Below are 15,772 nucleotides of genomic sequence, written 5' to 3'. Positions count from 1 at the left end.
CTTTTGCCCTTTTTTTGAGTATTTTGGCTTAGGGATGGAGGCGAGGTTCCGCGATTCCCTACCCGAACCGAAGGCAGGGGCGTTCGGGATAGCTTCGCTCGCGCGGACCTTTCAATTGCCGACAACCCAGGAGAATCTATTAAGATATATAAGACTTGCAAAAATCTTGCCAATTCAAGGGCGCAAGTCATGACTCTACTGGAGCTTCTCATGTTAGCCGAGCTAATCTCAGCCAGACGCATACTCAAGACCAAACTCCTCGACTTTTTAGGACTTCCCCAAAATTGCCAAGACAAAACAGATCACCTCGTCAACCGAATTGTATCCGTGCTGGAAGTAAATCCAGCGGAACAAGAAAGATTTTGGGAGACATTCAAAAGTGAATTAGCCGTCGATCCGGTAGAAGTAGAAGCAATACTCAAGTGTTCGCCAGCAGAACGCCAGCAGTGGATTGAACAAGGCAAACTCCCTATACTAGAATACCGCTCTTTCCGCAAATCAGGAATCCATTTAGAATATCCCGTTCACGAGCGAAGATTCATCTTAAGTCTAACGCCAACCGATATTAATAATTGGCGCCAAGAACCCAAAGGACTGATTCAAAATAATCGCCCAACAGCCTCCCCAATCAATACAGAAAACCCCGCAGAAAACGAACAATCCCGAGTCGCTTTTAGTTCCGAGTGGGAAAAAATCATTGCCGACTGGAAAGAACAAGGTTCAGCGGAAATTTCAGCAACTTTCCAGCTAGCTTACTGGACAGTTTGGGCGTCGCGGTGGGCAAAAGAAAATCAGCTCAACAGCTTTAAAGCAATTAAATATAAGGAAGTCTACGAAACTCACCAGCAAGAATGGTATCAGCGAAAAAATCAAGCTGTCAAGTTACTGATTGAAATGCCCTACGCCATGCTTTACTTCTACCGTCCGGCGGATGCTGACAAATTATATCTCGAACTGTGCGACGACCACCAGGAAATGATGAAAGATGGCTACTATTGGGATAAGTGGGATTTTTTCTATCAGAACCGCAAATTGGTAAATAAGTGCCGCGAATGCGTGTACTCCGAAACCAAAGATTATTACTCGCTTTACTACCTGGAAATCAAGAGCGACAAGTTTCCTGATTTTAGTTTTTCTTTCCACACGCCGTACACAATTGGCCGAAAATTTTTGCCGCATCCAGAAACGCTGCCTTATGTAGACCACGTAGAACAGGACGGCATTTTTCGCTTTGGCCGCCCGCTGCTGGAACAAGAGAAAGTTATTCACACAGAAAAGGATGTATTGCTCAAGTTTGAGGCGGCTTTGGCAGAAGCGAAAAAGTTTGTTTAGTTATTAGTTATTAGTCATTAGTCATTAGTCATTAGTCATTAGTAGACTTATTGCAATTTTTTGGAATTGATAGGGAAACCGCAGATAAACGCAGATAAACGCAGATGCTTTTCCCGGTTGTTTGCAAGGAACGGCAATCTTGTCTACTAATGACTTTTGACTAATGATATCAAATCTGTTAGGAGCGGAATTATTCAGATATCTATTCTCTTTATCTGCGTGAATCAGCGTCAATCCATTGTCATCTGCGGTTCCAGAAATTCTCTTTTTTTGACCGCAGATGAGGGCAGACAAACACAGATTAACGCAGATAAATTAGATCGAGTCCGGTTGTACCGTCGGTGATTGTCCCCACGATGTTACCGGATTTGATATGACTTTTGAACTTGGATTACTTGAATGTTGCCGCCAGCATAAAGTTTTGGTTGCCGATCTTCTTCGGAATTGTACGATCGCCATTCCACTTGGGCCAACAAACTCCCCAAGTCAGTTTCAGTCTCAAACAACCACCAAAATACAGCCAACCCTGCCCAAAAAACCGGATTTGTGGGTTGATAAAAATCTACCAAAATGAATAGACCACCGGGCTCGATCGCGCGGTATACTTCCTGAAAGATTTGTGGCAATTGCGCCGATCGGATGAAGTGCATCGCAACGCTGCTGTGCACTCCTGTGAAACTGAGAGTCGGGAAAAGGCATCGACTCAGCAAAAGCTTCTACATAATTGGCTGATAGTATATTTTTCTGGTGCCAGTTGCAGAAATAATGGCGAAGCGTCAAGTCCTGTGACATCCTGGGAATATTCCACCAGAAATTGCGTAGTTTGACGGCTGCTGCTGCAAAAATCTAAAACTTTAGTTTCCGCGCTGATGGTAAAATTTTCCAAGCGTCGCTGGCCCAAACCAGCCTCAGGGCCTACGCTCACGGGCGGGCCAGACGCGCGATCGCATCAAGGAGACACTGATACCGATAACTTAAATCTCTAAAAAGTGTTGCCACAGTCAAAATTATGTATACCTTGCTATCGACTTAAGATATTATCGGGAAATTGGGTTTAAAACCCCGTCCTTCTAGCACGGCTTTAATTTCTTAAATCCATTCCCAAAAATCAGGGAATTGGTGGCACTTGTGGTATACTACGATAGTCAAGGTTAAAGTCAGGAGCCTCAAGTGAAACAGTTAAGACACACTTTTAGGCACAAACTGTTGGACACCTAGCCGCGAAAACTCGCCATACAGCTAGAGAATCAACGTATTCTCTTTACCAGGAAACAAATATTTGGTTCATTTGTTAAGTAGGGTAGGGCATACCCGAACTCTAGGCTAGATCCTAGTACGCTTTTGGAGACAGACCCTCTGCGGTTGCTGTGAGTTGAACTCGTCAATTAGTGGTATTTTCTACGGTTGAAAGGTTTAAGAATTGCCGCCAGGACATAGCGCTTAAAGGTCAGTCGATGAATTAAGAATCCCCACGCCTTCAGGCCCGGGAGTGTCAAACGATCGAGATAAGTAACAGAACTGAGACGATGGGAGAGCTGTAACCGCTATGGGTCGTGTGGGAGTATTGCTATTAAACTTGGGCGGGCCAGATCAAATCGAGGATGTCCGTCCTTTCCTGTTCAACTTGTTTTCTGACCCGGAAATCATTCGCATCCCGTTTCCGTGGATGCAAAAACCGCTCGCCTGGTTGATTTCGACCCTGCGTTTTCAGAAATCCCAGGAAAACTACCGCCACATCGGGGGCGGCTCTCCTTTGCGGCGGATTACCGAGGAACAAGCCGCTTCGCTGCAAGAAGTATTGCAGTCCAAGGGACAAGATGCTCGAGTATACGTGGGGATGCGCTACTGGCATCCTTTTACCGAAGAGGCCATAGCCAAAATAAAGCGCGATCGCATAGAACATTTGACAATATTGCCGCTGTATCCTCAATTTTCCATCAGCACCAGCGGTTCTAGCTTCCGGCAGCTAGAAGAAATGTGGGGCCTAGATCCAGCGCTCAAGGATATCGAATATACCGCGATTCCTTCTTGGTATAAGCGGCCAGGCTACATTCAGGCAATGTCGGAACTGATAGCCCAAGAACTAGACCACAATCCGAATCCCGATCGAGTTCACATCTTTTTTAGCGCCCACGGCGTCCCCCTGAGCTATGTAGAAGAGGCGGGAGACCCCTATCAGCGCGAGATAGAAGATTGCACTCGTCTGATTATGGAACATTTGGATCGATCGAACGAACACACTCTAGCTTATCAAAGTCGGGTGGGCCCGGTGGAATGGCTCAAGCCTTACACCGAAGACGCCATAACCGAATTGGCAGAAAATGGAGTCCAAGATTTGTTGGTAGTTCCAATTAGTTTCGTTTCCGAACACATCGAGACTCTACAAGAAATTGACATGGAGTATCGAGAATTAGCAGAAGAATCGGGGATTGAGAATTTCTACCGAGTGCCCGCCCTGAATACTCATCCGGTGTTTATTGAAGCCTTGGCCGATTTAGTCATCGAGTCGATAGAATCTCCCAACGTTAAATTCTCTGATGTTATACGCCCTTCCAAGAAAGTTAAGATGTACCCTCAAGAGCAGTGGGAGTGGGGTTTGACCACGGGGGCGGAAGTTTGGAACGGTCGTGTGGCGATGATTGGTTTTGTGGCACTATTGCTGGAGTTAATTACGGGTCAGGGCCCGCTACACTCGATCGGATTGCTTTAAATTGATAGTTGACAGTTGACCGTTGACCGTTGACTGTTGACTGTTGACTGTTGTTACAAATGACTAATGATATCAAATCCGTTGGGATCGTCCTGTATTCATCTCTCTCTTCTCGAACTGTGCGCCAAGAGCGGTCTCTGCGGTTAAATCATTCCGAAACAACCGTAAACGATATGAGTAATCACCAATAACTAATCACTAATTAATTAGGATCGCGCTTGCCGCGGCGGGGATTTCCCCTATCGCCCGGTATTCCCTGACTTCTGTACCAGCGATACCACTCTTTAGAACTGCGAATTGCCAGCCACAGCAGCATCATAGCAACTAACCCTCCCTGCCGCGGGGCGTCAAAGGCAAACAACACCAACGAAATGCACAGAACATCTTGGAGGAAAATCACCCAAATCGGCAAACCCCGCAGCCGGTAAAGCCATCCTGCTTGTACCAGTTGCAGCACTAAAGCCAACAAACCTCCGACAACACCAATAATCCACAGCATCCAAGGGTGAGCAATAATTTCGTCGATCGAACTTACCTGAGCGATCGCAATTCCCATAATTGCTCCTACAATGGGACTGAAAATAATTTGCACAATTTGCAGCACCCGCTGTCCCGCAAAGGTTTTAGAAGCAAATAACTCTAACAGCGACCAACTCACCAAGACGGTGAGCACCACTTGGGGGTGAACCCCAGACAATAAAGGTATTTCCGACCAAAGTTTGTCAACCCGCAGCAAACCAATTAACAGCAGGGGCAGGGCAATTCTCATACCCCCTGCCGCAGACGCAGAGAGCGCGGCTAGGAGTCCAACCATAATAATAATTGAGTGGATAACGTCAGCTAAAGCCTCGATCTATTTCAGAATTTAATTCCCCTGATAGCTGGCACTGATTTGAACTCGCGAACTCAAATGGCGGCTTGAGCTTAAATATCACCCTCTATTGTAAGTGTATCTCCTTAATCGGTACTTGGCACTGCTCGAAAAGTCGATCGACACAAAATAGTTTGTGGACAGTTGACTGTTGAGAGTTGACAGAATTAAACCTGGATTGTGATTAAATTAAAATGTATAGGAAAACCAGTAGGTCAGCCGAGATACTTAAATTTAAGATGTCAGCTATTCTTCCTTCTTCCCTTTCCCTCGGACTTCAAAATCTGACGGACACTCAATAATTAATCCGGGTATCCGTGTCAAAATTCTTCTCCTGTCTTTCTTCTTACCTCGAACCTCTTCCTTCATCTTATTATGTCTGATTCATTATTTGCCGATGCCAGTCGCCGATTAGAACGAGCCTTAAAATATGTGTCGCTTTCCGAGGATACGATTGAACGGCTGAAATATCCCAAATCCAGTTTAATTGTATCGATTCCCGTGCGGATGGACGACGGTTCCCTGCGAATTTTCCAAGGTTATCGGGTGCGCTACGACAATACCAGAGGCCCCTCTAAAGGAGGAGTGCGCTATCATCCGGAAGTATCCCTTGATGAAGTGCAATCCTTAGCATTTTGGATGACGTTTAAATGTGCAGTTTTGAACTTGCCCTTTGGAGGAGCCAAGGGCGGAATTACTCTCAATCCCAAGGAATTGTCCAAACTGGAATTGGAACGGTTGAGCCGGGGCTATGTCGATGCGATCGCAGATTTCATCGGCCCGGATGTCGATATTCCCGCGCCGGATGTCTACACCAATCCCATGATTATGGGTTGGATGATGGATCAATACAATATTATTAAGCGGCAGCTTTCTCCAGCGGTGGTGACTGGTAAACCAGTGACAATTGGTGGCAGTTTGGGCAGAGATACCGCCACAGCAATGGGTGCTTTTTTTGTAGTACAAACTATTTTACCCAAATTTGAGCTAAATCCTCAAGATACAACTGTAGCAGTACAAGGTTTTGGTAATGCCGGTGCAGAAATAGCAGAACTGCTCTGGAAAGTAGGTTATAAAGTTGTTGCTGTCAGCGATTCCCAAGGGGCAATTTATGCTAAACAAGGGCTGGATATCCCGAGTATTCGAGGCTTTAAAAACTCTAACAAAGGTATCAAAGCTCTTTACTGTGAAGGTTCAGTTTGCAATATTATCGAACACGAAATCTTGACAAATGACCAACTTTTAGCATTAGATGTAGACGTGCTGGTTCCAGCAGCTTTGGAGAATCAAATAACGGAAGCCAATGTTAATGATGTTAAGGCTAAGTTTATTTTTGAAGTAGCTAACGGCCCGATTGATTCTGCTGCTGATTTGATTTTAGAAGCGAGGGGAATTCAGGTAATCCCTGATATTTTAGTTAATGCCGGAGGCGTAACGGTTAGTTATTTTGAGTGGGTGCAAAACCGCAGCGGACTTTATTGGACGCTGGAGGAAGTCAACCAGCGGTTGAAGCATAAAATGGTCGAAGAAACTGAGGCAATTTGGAAAAAATCTCAGGAATTGTCAGTTTCCATGAGAACTGCTGCTTACGTGTACGGGTTAAATCGACTCGGAGAAGCGATGAATGCGAAGGGAACGCGGGATTATTACATAAACGGTTGAGAAAAGTGCGGTAAGATTGCCCGATCGTACAATCTTACCGCAGCTATTTGAAAAAAGTGCAGTCTACGAAACAACATGGCAAAACTTGGCTTTGAATTGGGGAATTTTAGGTTTGCACGCAGCAGTTTATTTGACCGCAACTTTGCTATTGCAGAAGCGGAAAGATATTTTTAAATAAACGTTGTTTTTTCCTAATCCGCCTCCGCAGACTTTTTTTGACAAGAAGCGATTGGAAATCGCCAAGCGCAAGAGGGTAAGAGTGTAAAGAGCTAGGCAGTCCACGCAGCCACACACGCCACTCGAAAACCAATGCCCCTGTTGACATCCTCCGGCGCACAGTGGTGACGATTAGCCGATCGGCAATCACACGGCTTGCTGTACCACGAACCGCCGCGCAGCAGCCGATCATTGTTTGTTCCTGTTTTCCAAGAACTTCCGTCAGTCGGTGCACCATCATAATTGTCATGCCATTTATCGCTGCACCATTCCCAAACATTCCCGTGCATATCGTACAACCCAAAAGCATTGGGGGGAAAACTCCCCACAGTTGTGGAATAGTTTAGGTCATAGTTGACTAATTCTAGAGAACTAGTTTCCCCAAGATGGAATGGGGTTGTTGTACCCGCACGGCAGGCGTATTCCCATTCGGCTTCACTCAGTAAGCGATATGTTTTCCCAGTTGTTTGCGACAGTTTCTCACAAAATTTGACAGCATCATGCCAGGATACTTGTTCTACAGGACGTTTTTTACTACCTTTACAGTTACAGTACGATGGGTTGTTTCTCATGACTGCTTCCCACTGTGCTTGGGTGATGGCGTATTTCCCTGCATAAAATGTCGGTACTGTGACTCGATGCTGCGGAATTCGATCGCTACTTCTAACTCCTTCGTTGTCAGGGGGACCCATCGTAAATGTGCCGCCGGGAATCTGTACCATTTCTAAGCTGACACCGCGCCCTAGGTTTTCACTAAAGTATTCGGCTTGTCGCTGTTCTGTTTTGATGGTGTTTCCCCAGTGGTAGAGTGTGATGACTTGGAATTGAAAGGTCTCTGTGGGACTTAGTTTTGCGTCGGCCATGATTTTCTTTGATCTTGGTGGTTGTGCAGCAACACACGCAACCCGAAAACCCATGAAGAGGGAGCAATCGATCGGCGGATCGTAGCTACGAACAGCCGATCGGCAATCCCTCGGATCGTTGCCCCACGAACCGCCGCGCCCCATCCGATTATTGTTTCCTGATTCCCAAGAACTTCCGTCAGTCGGTGCACCATTATAATTGTCAAGCCATTTATCGCTGCACCATTCCCAAACATTCCCGTGCATATCGTACAACCCAAAAGCATTGGGGGGAAAACTCCCCACATCTGTGGATTCGTTTCCGTTATAGTTGACTAATTCTGGGGTAATCGTTTCCCCAAAATGAAATGGGGTTGTTGTACCCGCACGACAGGCGTATTCCCATTCGGCTTCACTCAGTAAGCGATATGTTTTCCCAGTTGTTTCCGACAGTTTCTCACAAAATTCGACAGCATCATACCAGCATACATCTTCTACAGGACGTTTTTCACCTTTAAAGTACGATGGGTTAATGTTTCCCATGACTGCTTCCCACTGTGCTTGGGTGATGGGGTATTTCCCTACATAAAAAGCTGGTACTGTGACTTGATGCTGCGGGCTTTCGCGATCCTCTCGTCCTGCTTCGTCGTTGGGGGAACCCATCATAAATGTGCCGCCGGGAATGTAAACCATTTCCAGTATAATTCCGTGTCCTAAGTCTTCCGGAAAAAAGCTAGCAAATGACTTACGACGGCTGCTTTCTTGTCCATACGAATCGACTGTGATGACATCAAATTCAAATGTAGGAAGATAGTCTTGGGGGAAATTGGGTTTAATCTTTAAGTCATCTCTATCTTTCAGCAGTGCATAGGCAGCAAATTTTACCGGGATTGACTCATCCCGCAATGCTTTAATTATCAAATTTAACCCTGCTTCTCCATATTTCAGCGCTTCGGAGAGTGCGGCGATTCTAGCTTCGATCGCGGGCGAGGCTAAGCGGCTTTTAAGGCCGGGGATGCCTCCGAGTACCGCAGCATTGACAGGAATTAAATTTTGGGCGCCGAGGACGGCATCGTATTCTCTAGGCTCATTTTGGTGGTTTGACATGATTTCAACCAGGGACTTTTGCTAGTTGATCCGGCTGCAATGGAGGCATCGCCAGCAACTCATCAACTGAGAAAGGCTGGGGCTGAGGAATTGCAGCTTCAGCGTCCATGAGTTCTTTTATTTTATCAAAAATCAAAACAGCTTCTGCTTCTGAGTCAGTTAGTTTTTCGTAAAAATAAGCTATGGAGAACCAATACTCAAAAGCAATCTCTAACAAACCGTTAGTTGCTAATTGCACTTGCCAGTACCGAGAATATCTGGCATCCACTATCTCAAATAACGGGGCCCGATTGTGTATGGGATAATAAGTATACCGCTCGTCGCAAATATAATATGATAAATTACCTTGCCATTCAGAGATAGCATAGACAATATACTCTTTACCTACTATCAGTTTAAAATCAGTTTATGTGGTGATGTCTAACGGTGGATTTAAATGGTTTTCCGGTAGATAAGCTTCTTTGGTGGCAATGCAGCGAATCTTCATAGTATACTAACATTACTGGTTTTTATGTAAATTAGTAGGAATTTAATCGTAAATTGCACCTCTGATCGTGTTGCTATTAGTTACCCCAATTAAAAAAAATTAATCTACCAAATCGTCTAAGGACAGCTTCAGGAGCTCGCACAATGCTTTCGTCTGTTCGAGATAGAGTTTTGGAATATGTCTGCCTGCTTCCCAATTTTTCACAGTGGTTACAGTCACGCCCAATACATCCGCAACTTGCTGCTGCGTCAAAGACAGCGATTGGCGTCGCTGTTTGAGTTTTTCCCCCACACTACTCATTCACTGCACCGATTTCAGAATTCCTATGGTTAACTTGACTTAACCAAAAATTGTCCGTAGTATCAGAGGAGAACATCACGTTCGTCAGAAAGCCAGTGCGTCCCGGCTACCAACCTATCAGCACTGGCTCTGGCTCCCATACGTATGGAGACAAGTTAATTATGCCTTACAAAGAACGACTTTACCCTTGGGTGCTGGTTCGTTTGCTGCCCAAAATGCAGCGGTTGACAGTTGGTCAGTTCCGCACTCGATCGGATGCGGACGGTCATCTAGAGATTCTCCGTCGCTTGGTTCCTGGCGGGAACTTCGCGGTGATATTTAACCCCGACCTGCTGGAGTCCCAGCAAGCTGACAGTTGCTACAGAACATCCGATCGGTAATTTTCAACTAAAACAGCAGGAGTCCCGCAGTCTAACGGTACTCAGTTGAGTGACGGGAGGAATGCGCGTGAGGCGTACCCGCTGAACAAATTATCTATAAACGCAACAGAATTTATTCAATACGTGATACAATCTTGTCATGAAACAAGTCCTGACAGTATCTTGCAAGCTCCAAGTAACGCCTGAGCAGTCCATCAAAATTGATGCAACCCTTCAGGCGTTTGCTAATGCTTGTGAATATGTGAATCAAACTGTGCCGCCAACTCTGACAAATGAATTGGCGATGCAATCCTTGGTATATCACAATGTCAGAGATATGTTTGGACTTTCGGCGCAGTTGGCAATCCATGCTATTAGACGGGTTTCTGGCAACAGAAAAACAGCTAAAAAAGATGGTTCGCCAGTCATCCGCTTTGCTCCTACTAGCGTCACTTACGATACCCGTATCTTTTCTTTTAGGGAAAAAGATTGGACAGTAAGTTTGACTACTACTGGTGGTAGGGAACGGTTTGTACTGGCTATCGGGAACTACCAACTTGGATTGTTAAAAGGTCAAAACCCCAAGACTGCTACTTTGTGCAAACGCAAAGATGGTAGTTACTATCTCAATATTCAGCTTGAATCTCAACCAGCCGAGCCTCCACCAAGCGATCGCGTTTTGGGCTGTGATTTGGGTAGGACTGATATTGCAGTTACTTCTGATGGAGATACATTTAACGGTAAACAAATTGCCCAAGTTAGAAATCATTATGCCAAGTTGAGAGCAAATATCCAGCGAAAAGCCACGAAAGGCACACGGAGCACTCGGCGTAGATGTCGAGAACTGTTGAAACGGTTGTCGGGCAAGGAAAAGCGCTTTCAGACATGGGTAAATCACACTATCAGTCACCGTATCTTAACTAACGCTCAAAACAAAAATCAACTTGTCGCTTTGGAAGATTTGACTGGAATTAGGGATCGTACAAATCAGCAGCCACGCTCGAAAAAAGAGCGGAGACTTAGCAATAGCTGGGCATTCTTCCAGTTGCGCCAATTTATAATCTACAAAGCTATAAAGCATAGCGTAAAGATTTTGTTTGTTGAGCCTAGATACACTAGCCAAATGTGCCACAAGTGCAATCATATTCACCCTGTAAAGGGTAAGTCTTATAGGAATGGCAAAAAGTTCGCTTGTGGTCATTGTGGCTGGAAAGGTGACGCCGACTTAAACGGGAGCAAGAATATTGCTGCTATTGGGGCTTTCGTAAATAAGCCCGAAGGTTCGAGATTGTTTTGCAATGTGCAAGATCATTTCAGGGCTATTGAAAGCCCACACTGTACCTGTACTCAGGTCAGTGCTGGGTAATTTACAGAACCCCTTCCCGGACACGGGGAGGGAGTGACAATTTTTTGTTTATCTGCCATTAAACATAAAAAAATCCCCCAAACGGGGGATTTCCTTCAAGGCTATTACATAGCCTTAGTCTCCGGCATCAAACACTTATCAGAATCGCAGCCCGCCGGCCCCGAATCCATCATTTCACCCAAGTCATAGCGACTTAGTGCCGCATGAAAAACATCTATTTGGCGGCGCGCTAAAGTCTCTTCCACCATCTTGGTGTAAATTTCCTTGCTCACCGGTTCAAAGGGCAAACGCGGGAAAGTTTCAAGAGCATCAAACCTAGCCAAAAGCGCTGCGGAAATATAGCCTTCATCATCGCGAATGGCTTCATAAATCCGAGTGCCCAAACTTTCCACTTCATTTTCGCGCAGTTCAATCGTCGCCGAAGTGTTATGTCTGACATAGAACTTTTGCACCTGCATATAAAAGTCCATTTGTGCCGCCGCTGAGAACTTGTTAATGTCAATTTCATCAGCACCGGGCAAGTCAGCCCAACTTACCGCAACAGGTATTTCTACCAGCCATTCTGTACAGCGTTCGTCGAAGGGATTGTTCAGCAAATTACCGTTTTCATCTTTGTCAGATTGAGACGGAATCACGTTGTATCCGTAGTCGATGCAGGCGAGGGCTACGGGGTCGTTTTTGCCGAAAGTGATTCGGCGAATGAAACGCTGGGCTTTCGGCGGATGCCAGCCGGGAGAAGCACCTGTCAGCAGAGATTTAGTACCCGATGGTTGAACCGTTGTGCAGCGATTTGGGCGTTTTAAGGAATGGCGATCGCAATAATCCCAAACTACCTCATTGACTATCTCGCGCCAACCAGTCAAATACTCTTCTTCCCGCTGTTTAAAAGCAATTCCTTGGGGAGTTTGCGGGCGGCCTTCCCCCCACCAGCGCAGCCACTCAACGCCAAAAGCGTGAACGAAGAAATCGAACAATCCCGTAAAAGATACGCCGACAATCGGGTCTAGTTCGCGGCTGTATTGATAGCGGGGTTCAAGAAATTTGTGATTGAGAAGTACCGCCACAGATAGAGCCGCCGCCTTGAAAGCTTCCTCCTGTTCTTTGAAATTGTAAGGGTCAATTTGATTGAGGTGAACCTCAGAAAGATTACAGTTTCCAGCTAGGGTATTGCCGAAAACTCCCTTATGAAACTCTGGTTCGTTGAAGCAGTAAGTATCGTGCAATCCTGGTAATTCTTCGACACTTCTGACCACTTGCCATTTACCTTTGTGTTTAGCATGCGTCCCTTTGCTCACATCTAACCGCTGACAAGGAATTTCACCACAGTCAGTAATTTGCAAGTAATACAAATCCAGACTTCGGACACCGTAATTAGTAATTGACCCTTGATGAGCGCAAAGATTTAGCGACGAACGAATACCACATTTGGTCAAAAGTAACTGAACTCTAAAAGCGCGATCGCGGTCAGAAATATAAATTCTGATACCATTACTGTGGGTATTCGAGCCGTCAGTATCGGCTAATCCAGCAATAAAATGTAAAATTGCTTGCCGATTCCAGCTCGCAATTACATTTAGTGCTTCTGGGTTAACTTTCAAACTTTTCAGCAACTCTCCAGAAAAGCTCAAGTTAGTTACATCGGTAAAAGCAGGTAAATAGTCATAGCTTCTTTCAGGAGACTTATTTCCTGCTACTGATAATGCCATTTTGTGTTCGTAAAGTCGAACTTTCGCCTTGTCATTTTTGTCGGTAGTTCCATCTCCTACAGCCACTCCCAAAGTGTAAGCATAACTTGAATCGATATTCAAGCCATCTTCATACTGAATTGTAAAAGGTTCAGTATGAATGCTATACCGACTTGTATCCATCAAGTCTTTGGTTTGAACTTCTCTGTAAACTTTATCAAAGCGATCCTTGACAAAAAAGCGATGATATTCTGTGGCATCCAGATAAGTACCATCACCAAACTTTACACGATAAAGTTTGCGTCGCCCGCCACAATTATCACTCGCTGTCTTAAATGGTGTGACGCAGCTCCATCTTTTACCATTCCAAATCTCAATTTCAGTTCCAAGAACGTCCTTTATTTTATGCAGTCCGTCTCTAGTAATTAGCAGAGTGTCGCCACTGACACAATGAAAATTAGAGCCGATGATTTCACCACACGGGTTTAAGCCCACACGGACTAACCGATGCTCTAACTCGCCAGCAGTCATATTAGGATGGCGTTCCTGCAACCACTCTTTAGCTTTTCCTTCGTCGTAAGCTTTCAAAAACTCACTTCTAAGACTCGGTGTTGAAAGTAAATCAACGTTAGATCGAGCTACAGCTTCCCCGGCCCATTGAATCGCACCTTCACCGCTGTAATACTGTTTGCGGACAGCATCAATACATTCTTCTAGTGTAGGTTTGGTATGGAAAACTCGCGTATGGTTGGCCATCCGAAGGGCATCGCGTTCTGGATCTATTCTCCAGTTGCCGCTTTCATCTTGTTGCCACAAATTATTTTTAGCATTTGCCCCCAGTTCGTCATCAGAATCAAACTGACGCATTCCGGCCGATCTTCTAATATTGCCAGCAACAATTGTGACCGCAGCTTCATCAATCAACACGCAGCATTCAACTGAATTTAACTGCCGCCCTAAAGCTTTATTCAAAATTGCGGCGCAGCGCTGATAAAGGTCGGGCAATTTCACCGGATTTGCTACTCCGCCAAAACCTTTTAAAGGTTCTCCCACGGGGCGAACGTCGCTCAAATCGATAAATACTTGAACTTCTCCTGCAAATCTTTCATCTGTGGATAATTCCAGCAAAGTTTGATAGGATTTTACCCAACCTTGGCGAGAATCTCCGACATAAATAGTTGCAGTTTTTTCTGCTATTTTTATTTCGGTTGCTTGACGGCGCAACTGGGCGGGTGTAGAGCCGATTTCGCCTTGCATGGTTAGGGTTAAGCGGTTGCGAATCGGCGGCAGTTGGTTGATATATTGTGGTTCCAAGACTGCCCCAGTGCCGCAGCCCATCATGGCCAAATCCATCAACAAACCAAAGGAACGCCAGTCGAGAATATTTGTTGAGGAGCAATTATATGCGCCGGAAAAATTCTCTGGTTGCTCGATCCATTTGCTGCCACCTACCCACAGCCAGCGGCCTGAAGCGAGGGTTTTGAGCTGGTTTTGCATCCGGTGCAGCAGTTGTGTTTCTTCGGGGGTGAGGTTTCCCAGCTTTTGCAGCCCCTTGACTGTTCTCGCGCACACTTCCTCCCAAGTCTCCCTTCCCGTCTCGGTACGGCGGCTGTAAGTCCTGAAAAATACTGGATTGGCTGCGGGTGCTGTTTCGGGGAAATCGGACAGGTTGCGTTTCTCGCTGGCACTCGATCGCTCTAATTCTCGAACCATAGGTTGTGTACTGACGTGTCGGAATAAATCAACAGACTACGAATATACAACAGGATTCAGATTTAGGGTGAAACCTTGAAAAATTTGACAATTTGCACTAAATATGGGGCTTCGGACTCGGGAAGGTCGATCGGGCGATCGCTACAGCCATTACACGGTGTAAGTTCCGTTTAAGGCGAGGCGATCGATAACGCTATTTTGAATCTCATCCGAGAATTCGGGAAACGGCTTTATCGCATGACTACTCTCTTTGCTTCCGCGCTTGAAAATGGAAATTATAATTCGAGAGTTAATCACTTATCACTTATCACTTATTAGACATCTTCAAAAAAGGCTGTGAAGAACAGGCTGGACGGCCTGTTCCACAATAATTATGGGAGATGTCTATTACTTATTATTACTTTATCAATCAGCGTGTCCGGTTAGTATCAAGACTAATAGTGTAAACCACCAAACGATCGGTCTGATTAATATTGATATCGGCACGATTAGAAGGAAACCTGCAAATCTCGACCCAACCCTGGGTGTTTGCATAAAGTGCAAACCGAGTGCCGCTGCAATTAGAATGGCTACTACCCAAGTCAAAATAGGTATTATATTATCCCAATCAATTTCGGTAATATTTCCGAAGAGATTGGCTAATGGATTGGTTAAAAAAAGCCAAATTCGATCGAAGTCTGTTAAGCCCAGAGAATTTTCTATCCAGAGATCGGCTTGACCGGGTTTGTGGCGGTAGTCATTAGAACCGCCGCATTGAAACGATTGTCCGCTGTATCTAATATTACACTGCGGTACTTTAAAGGGTTCTACCTTAAATTCAATCTCAAGCGATCGACCTTTCAGGTTCGTTCTACATCGATTGATGTTATTGGAGGCATCTTTCCAATCGCATGAAAAAGAATGTCCGGACACGATCGTCATTCGATGACCTTCACGAAGGGCTAACTCAGAGCTAGACCCTTCGCCAATTCTCAATTCTGCAACTGCTCCAGCTACAGAACTCGGCCCGCCCCAAAACATGATGCCGATCGCAATAATTAGGCAATAAGCGGCGATCGCAAAGGGAGAGTGTGGCAACCTTTTTTTTAGATTCATGATTCGAGTTCAATTTTAAGGAAAATA

Annotated in this window: 14 protein-coding genes; 6 read left to right on the top strand and 8 right to left on the bottom strand. The window is 45.4% G+C overall.

The features are described from left to right. The first annotated feature begins 210 nt into the window (after window positions 1-210). Complete coding sequence (locus tag QUB61_RS05240) at window positions 211-1,332, top strand: hypothetical protein (RefSeq protein ID WP_333126265.1); 1,122 nt, start codon at window positions 211-213, stop codon at window positions 1,330-1,332. Window positions 1,333-1,691: 359 nt separating this feature from the next. Here QUB61_RS05240 and QUB61_RS05235 read toward each other — a convergent pair whose 3' ends face one another. Continuing rightward, window positions 1,692-2,000: a hypothetical protein gene (locus QUB61_RS05235; RefSeq protein ID WP_333126261.1), complete on the bottom strand. Its 309-nt coding sequence runs from the start codon at window positions 1,998-2,000 to the stop codon at window positions 1,692-1,694. A 35-nt stretch (window positions 2,001-2,035) separates the two neighbouring features. Beyond that, window positions 2,036-2,257: a hypothetical protein gene (locus QUB61_RS05230; RefSeq protein ID WP_333126258.1), complete on the bottom strand. Its 222-nt coding sequence runs from the start codon at window positions 2,255-2,257 to the stop codon at window positions 2,036-2,038. A gap of 621 nt (window positions 2,258-2,878) precedes the next feature. Here QUB61_RS05230 and hemH point away from each other — a divergent pair. Beyond that, window positions 2,879-4,042 carry a ferrochelatase gene (gene hemH / locus QUB61_RS05225; protein WP_333126255.1) on the top strand — a complete coding sequence of 388 codons (1,164 nt, stop codon included), beginning with the start codon at window positions 2,879-2,881 and terminating at the stop codon, window positions 4,040-4,042. A 202-nt stretch (window positions 4,043-4,244) separates the two neighbouring features. Here hemH and QUB61_RS05220 read toward each other — a convergent pair whose 3' ends face one another. Beyond that, on the bottom strand, window positions 4,245-4,856 hold the full coding sequence (locus tag QUB61_RS05220) for a DUF4126 domain-containing protein (RefSeq protein ID WP_333126252.1): 612 nt from the start codon (window positions 4,854-4,856) through the stop codon (window positions 4,245-4,247). A 432-nt stretch (window positions 4,857-5,288) separates the two neighbouring features. Here QUB61_RS05220 and QUB61_RS05215 point away from each other — a divergent pair, with 432 nt between their 5' ends. After that, complete coding sequence (locus tag QUB61_RS05215; protein ID WP_333126249.1) at window positions 5,289-6,575, top strand: Glu/Leu/Phe/Val dehydrogenase; 1,287 nt, start codon at window positions 5,289-5,291, stop codon at window positions 6,573-6,575. A 16-nt stretch (window positions 6,576-6,591) separates the two neighbouring features. After that, entirely contained in the window at window positions 6,592-6,753 is a 162-nt protein-coding gene (locus tag QUB61_RS05210; RefSeq protein ID WP_333126247.1) for a hypothetical protein, read from the top strand. A gap of 91 nt (window positions 6,754-6,844) precedes the next feature. On the opposite strand, the gene QUB61_RS05205 is transcribed toward QUB61_RS05210, so the two are convergent. From QUB61_RS05205 to QUB61_RS05195, 3 genes are all read right to left on the bottom strand, one after another. Further along, entirely contained in the window at window positions 6,845-8,740 is a 1,896-nt protein-coding gene (locus tag QUB61_RS05205; RefSeq protein WP_333126244.1) for a formylglycine-generating enzyme family protein, read from the bottom strand. 4 nt (window positions 8,741-8,744) lie between these two features. Further along, a complete protein-coding gene (locus QUB61_RS05200; protein WP_333126241.1) occupies window positions 8,745-9,008 on the bottom strand; it encodes a hypothetical protein in 264 nt (87 codons plus the stop codon). A 318-nt stretch (window positions 9,009-9,326) separates the two neighbouring features. Further along, window positions 9,327-9,527, bottom strand: a complete 201-nt coding sequence (locus QUB61_RS05195) for a helix-turn-helix transcriptional regulator (protein WP_333126238.1) — start codon at window positions 9,525-9,527, stop codon at window positions 9,327-9,329. A 161-nt stretch (window positions 9,528-9,688) separates the two neighbouring features. Between QUB61_RS05195 and QUB61_RS05190 the strand changes: the two genes are divergently transcribed. Beyond that, window positions 9,689-9,907: a hypothetical protein gene (locus QUB61_RS05190; protein ID WP_333126235.1), complete on the top strand. Its 219-nt coding sequence runs from the start codon at window positions 9,689-9,691 to the stop codon at window positions 9,905-9,907. Between the two features lie 139 nt (window positions 9,908-10,046). After that, window positions 10,047-11,252, top strand: coding sequence for a transposase (locus QUB61_RS05185; protein WP_333126233.1), 1,206 nt, complete (start codon window positions 10,047-10,049; stop codon window positions 11,250-11,252). A 104-nt stretch (window positions 11,253-11,356) separates the two neighbouring features. Here the strand turns inward: QUB61_RS05185 and nrdJ are convergent, their stop codons facing one another. Further along, window positions 11,357-14,650: a ribonucleoside-triphosphate reductase, adenosylcobalamin-dependent gene (nrdJ, locus tag QUB61_RS05180; protein ID WP_333126231.1), complete on the bottom strand. Its 3,294-nt coding sequence runs from the start codon at window positions 14,648-14,650 to the stop codon at window positions 11,357-11,359. Between the two features lie 405 nt (window positions 14,651-15,055). After that, the gene (locus tag QUB61_RS05175; protein WP_333126229.1) at window positions 15,056-15,745 is read right to left on the bottom strand and encodes a hypothetical protein; all 690 of its coding nucleotides are present in this window, start codon (window positions 15,743-15,745) and stop codon (window positions 15,056-15,058) included. Between the last annotated feature and the right edge of the window lie 27 nt (window positions 15,746-15,772).

This window comes from Microcoleus sp. C2D2 (assembly GCF_036702495.1).
Classification (GTDB): domain Bacteria; phylum Cyanobacteriota; class Cyanobacteriia; order Cyanobacteriales; family Microcoleaceae; genus Microcoleus.
Note: the sequence above shows the minus strand (reverse complement) of the source record. Positions and strands in the feature narration are given on the sequence as shown.

What these genes read in the sequence shown, in the direction of transcription:
- QUB61_RS05240 (WP_333126265.1), top strand. Translation starts at nt 211, where the DNA reads ATGTTAGCCGAGCTAATCTCAGCCAGACGCATACTCAAGACCAAACTC.
- hemH (WP_333126255.1), top strand. Translation starts at nt 2,879, where the DNA reads ATGGGTCGTGTGGGAGTATTGCTATTAAACTTGGGCGGGCCAGATCAA.
- QUB61_RS05220 (WP_333126252.1), bottom strand. Translation starts at nt 4,856, where the DNA reads ATGGTTGGACTCCTAGCCGCGCTCTCTGCGTCTGCGGCAGGGGGTATG.
- QUB61_RS05215 (WP_333126249.1), top strand. Translation starts at nt 5,289, where the DNA reads ATGTCTGATTCATTATTTGCCGATGCCAGTCGCCGATTAGAACGAGCC.
- QUB61_RS05205 (WP_333126244.1), bottom strand. Translation starts at nt 8,740, where the DNA reads ATGTCAAACCACCAAAATGAGCCTAGAGAATACGATGCCGTCCTCGGC.
- QUB61_RS05195 (WP_333126238.1), bottom strand. Translation starts at nt 9,527, where the DNA reads ATGAGTAGTGTGGGGGAAAAACTCAAACAGCGACGCCAATCGCTGTCT.
- QUB61_RS05190 (WP_333126235.1), top strand. Translation starts at nt 9,689, where the DNA reads ATGCCTTACAAAGAACGACTTTACCCTTGGGTGCTGGTTCGTTTGCTG.
- QUB61_RS05185 (WP_333126233.1), top strand. Translation starts at nt 10,047, where the DNA reads ATGAAACAAGTCCTGACAGTATCTTGCAAGCTCCAAGTAACGCCTGAG.
- nrdJ (WP_333126231.1), bottom strand. Translation starts at nt 14,650, where the DNA reads ATGGTTCGAGAATTAGAGCGATCGAGTGCCAGCGAGAAACGCAACCTG.
- QUB61_RS05175 (WP_333126229.1), bottom strand. Translation starts at nt 15,745, where the DNA reads ATGAATCTAAAAAAAAGGTTGCCACACTCTCCCTTTGCGATCGCCGCT.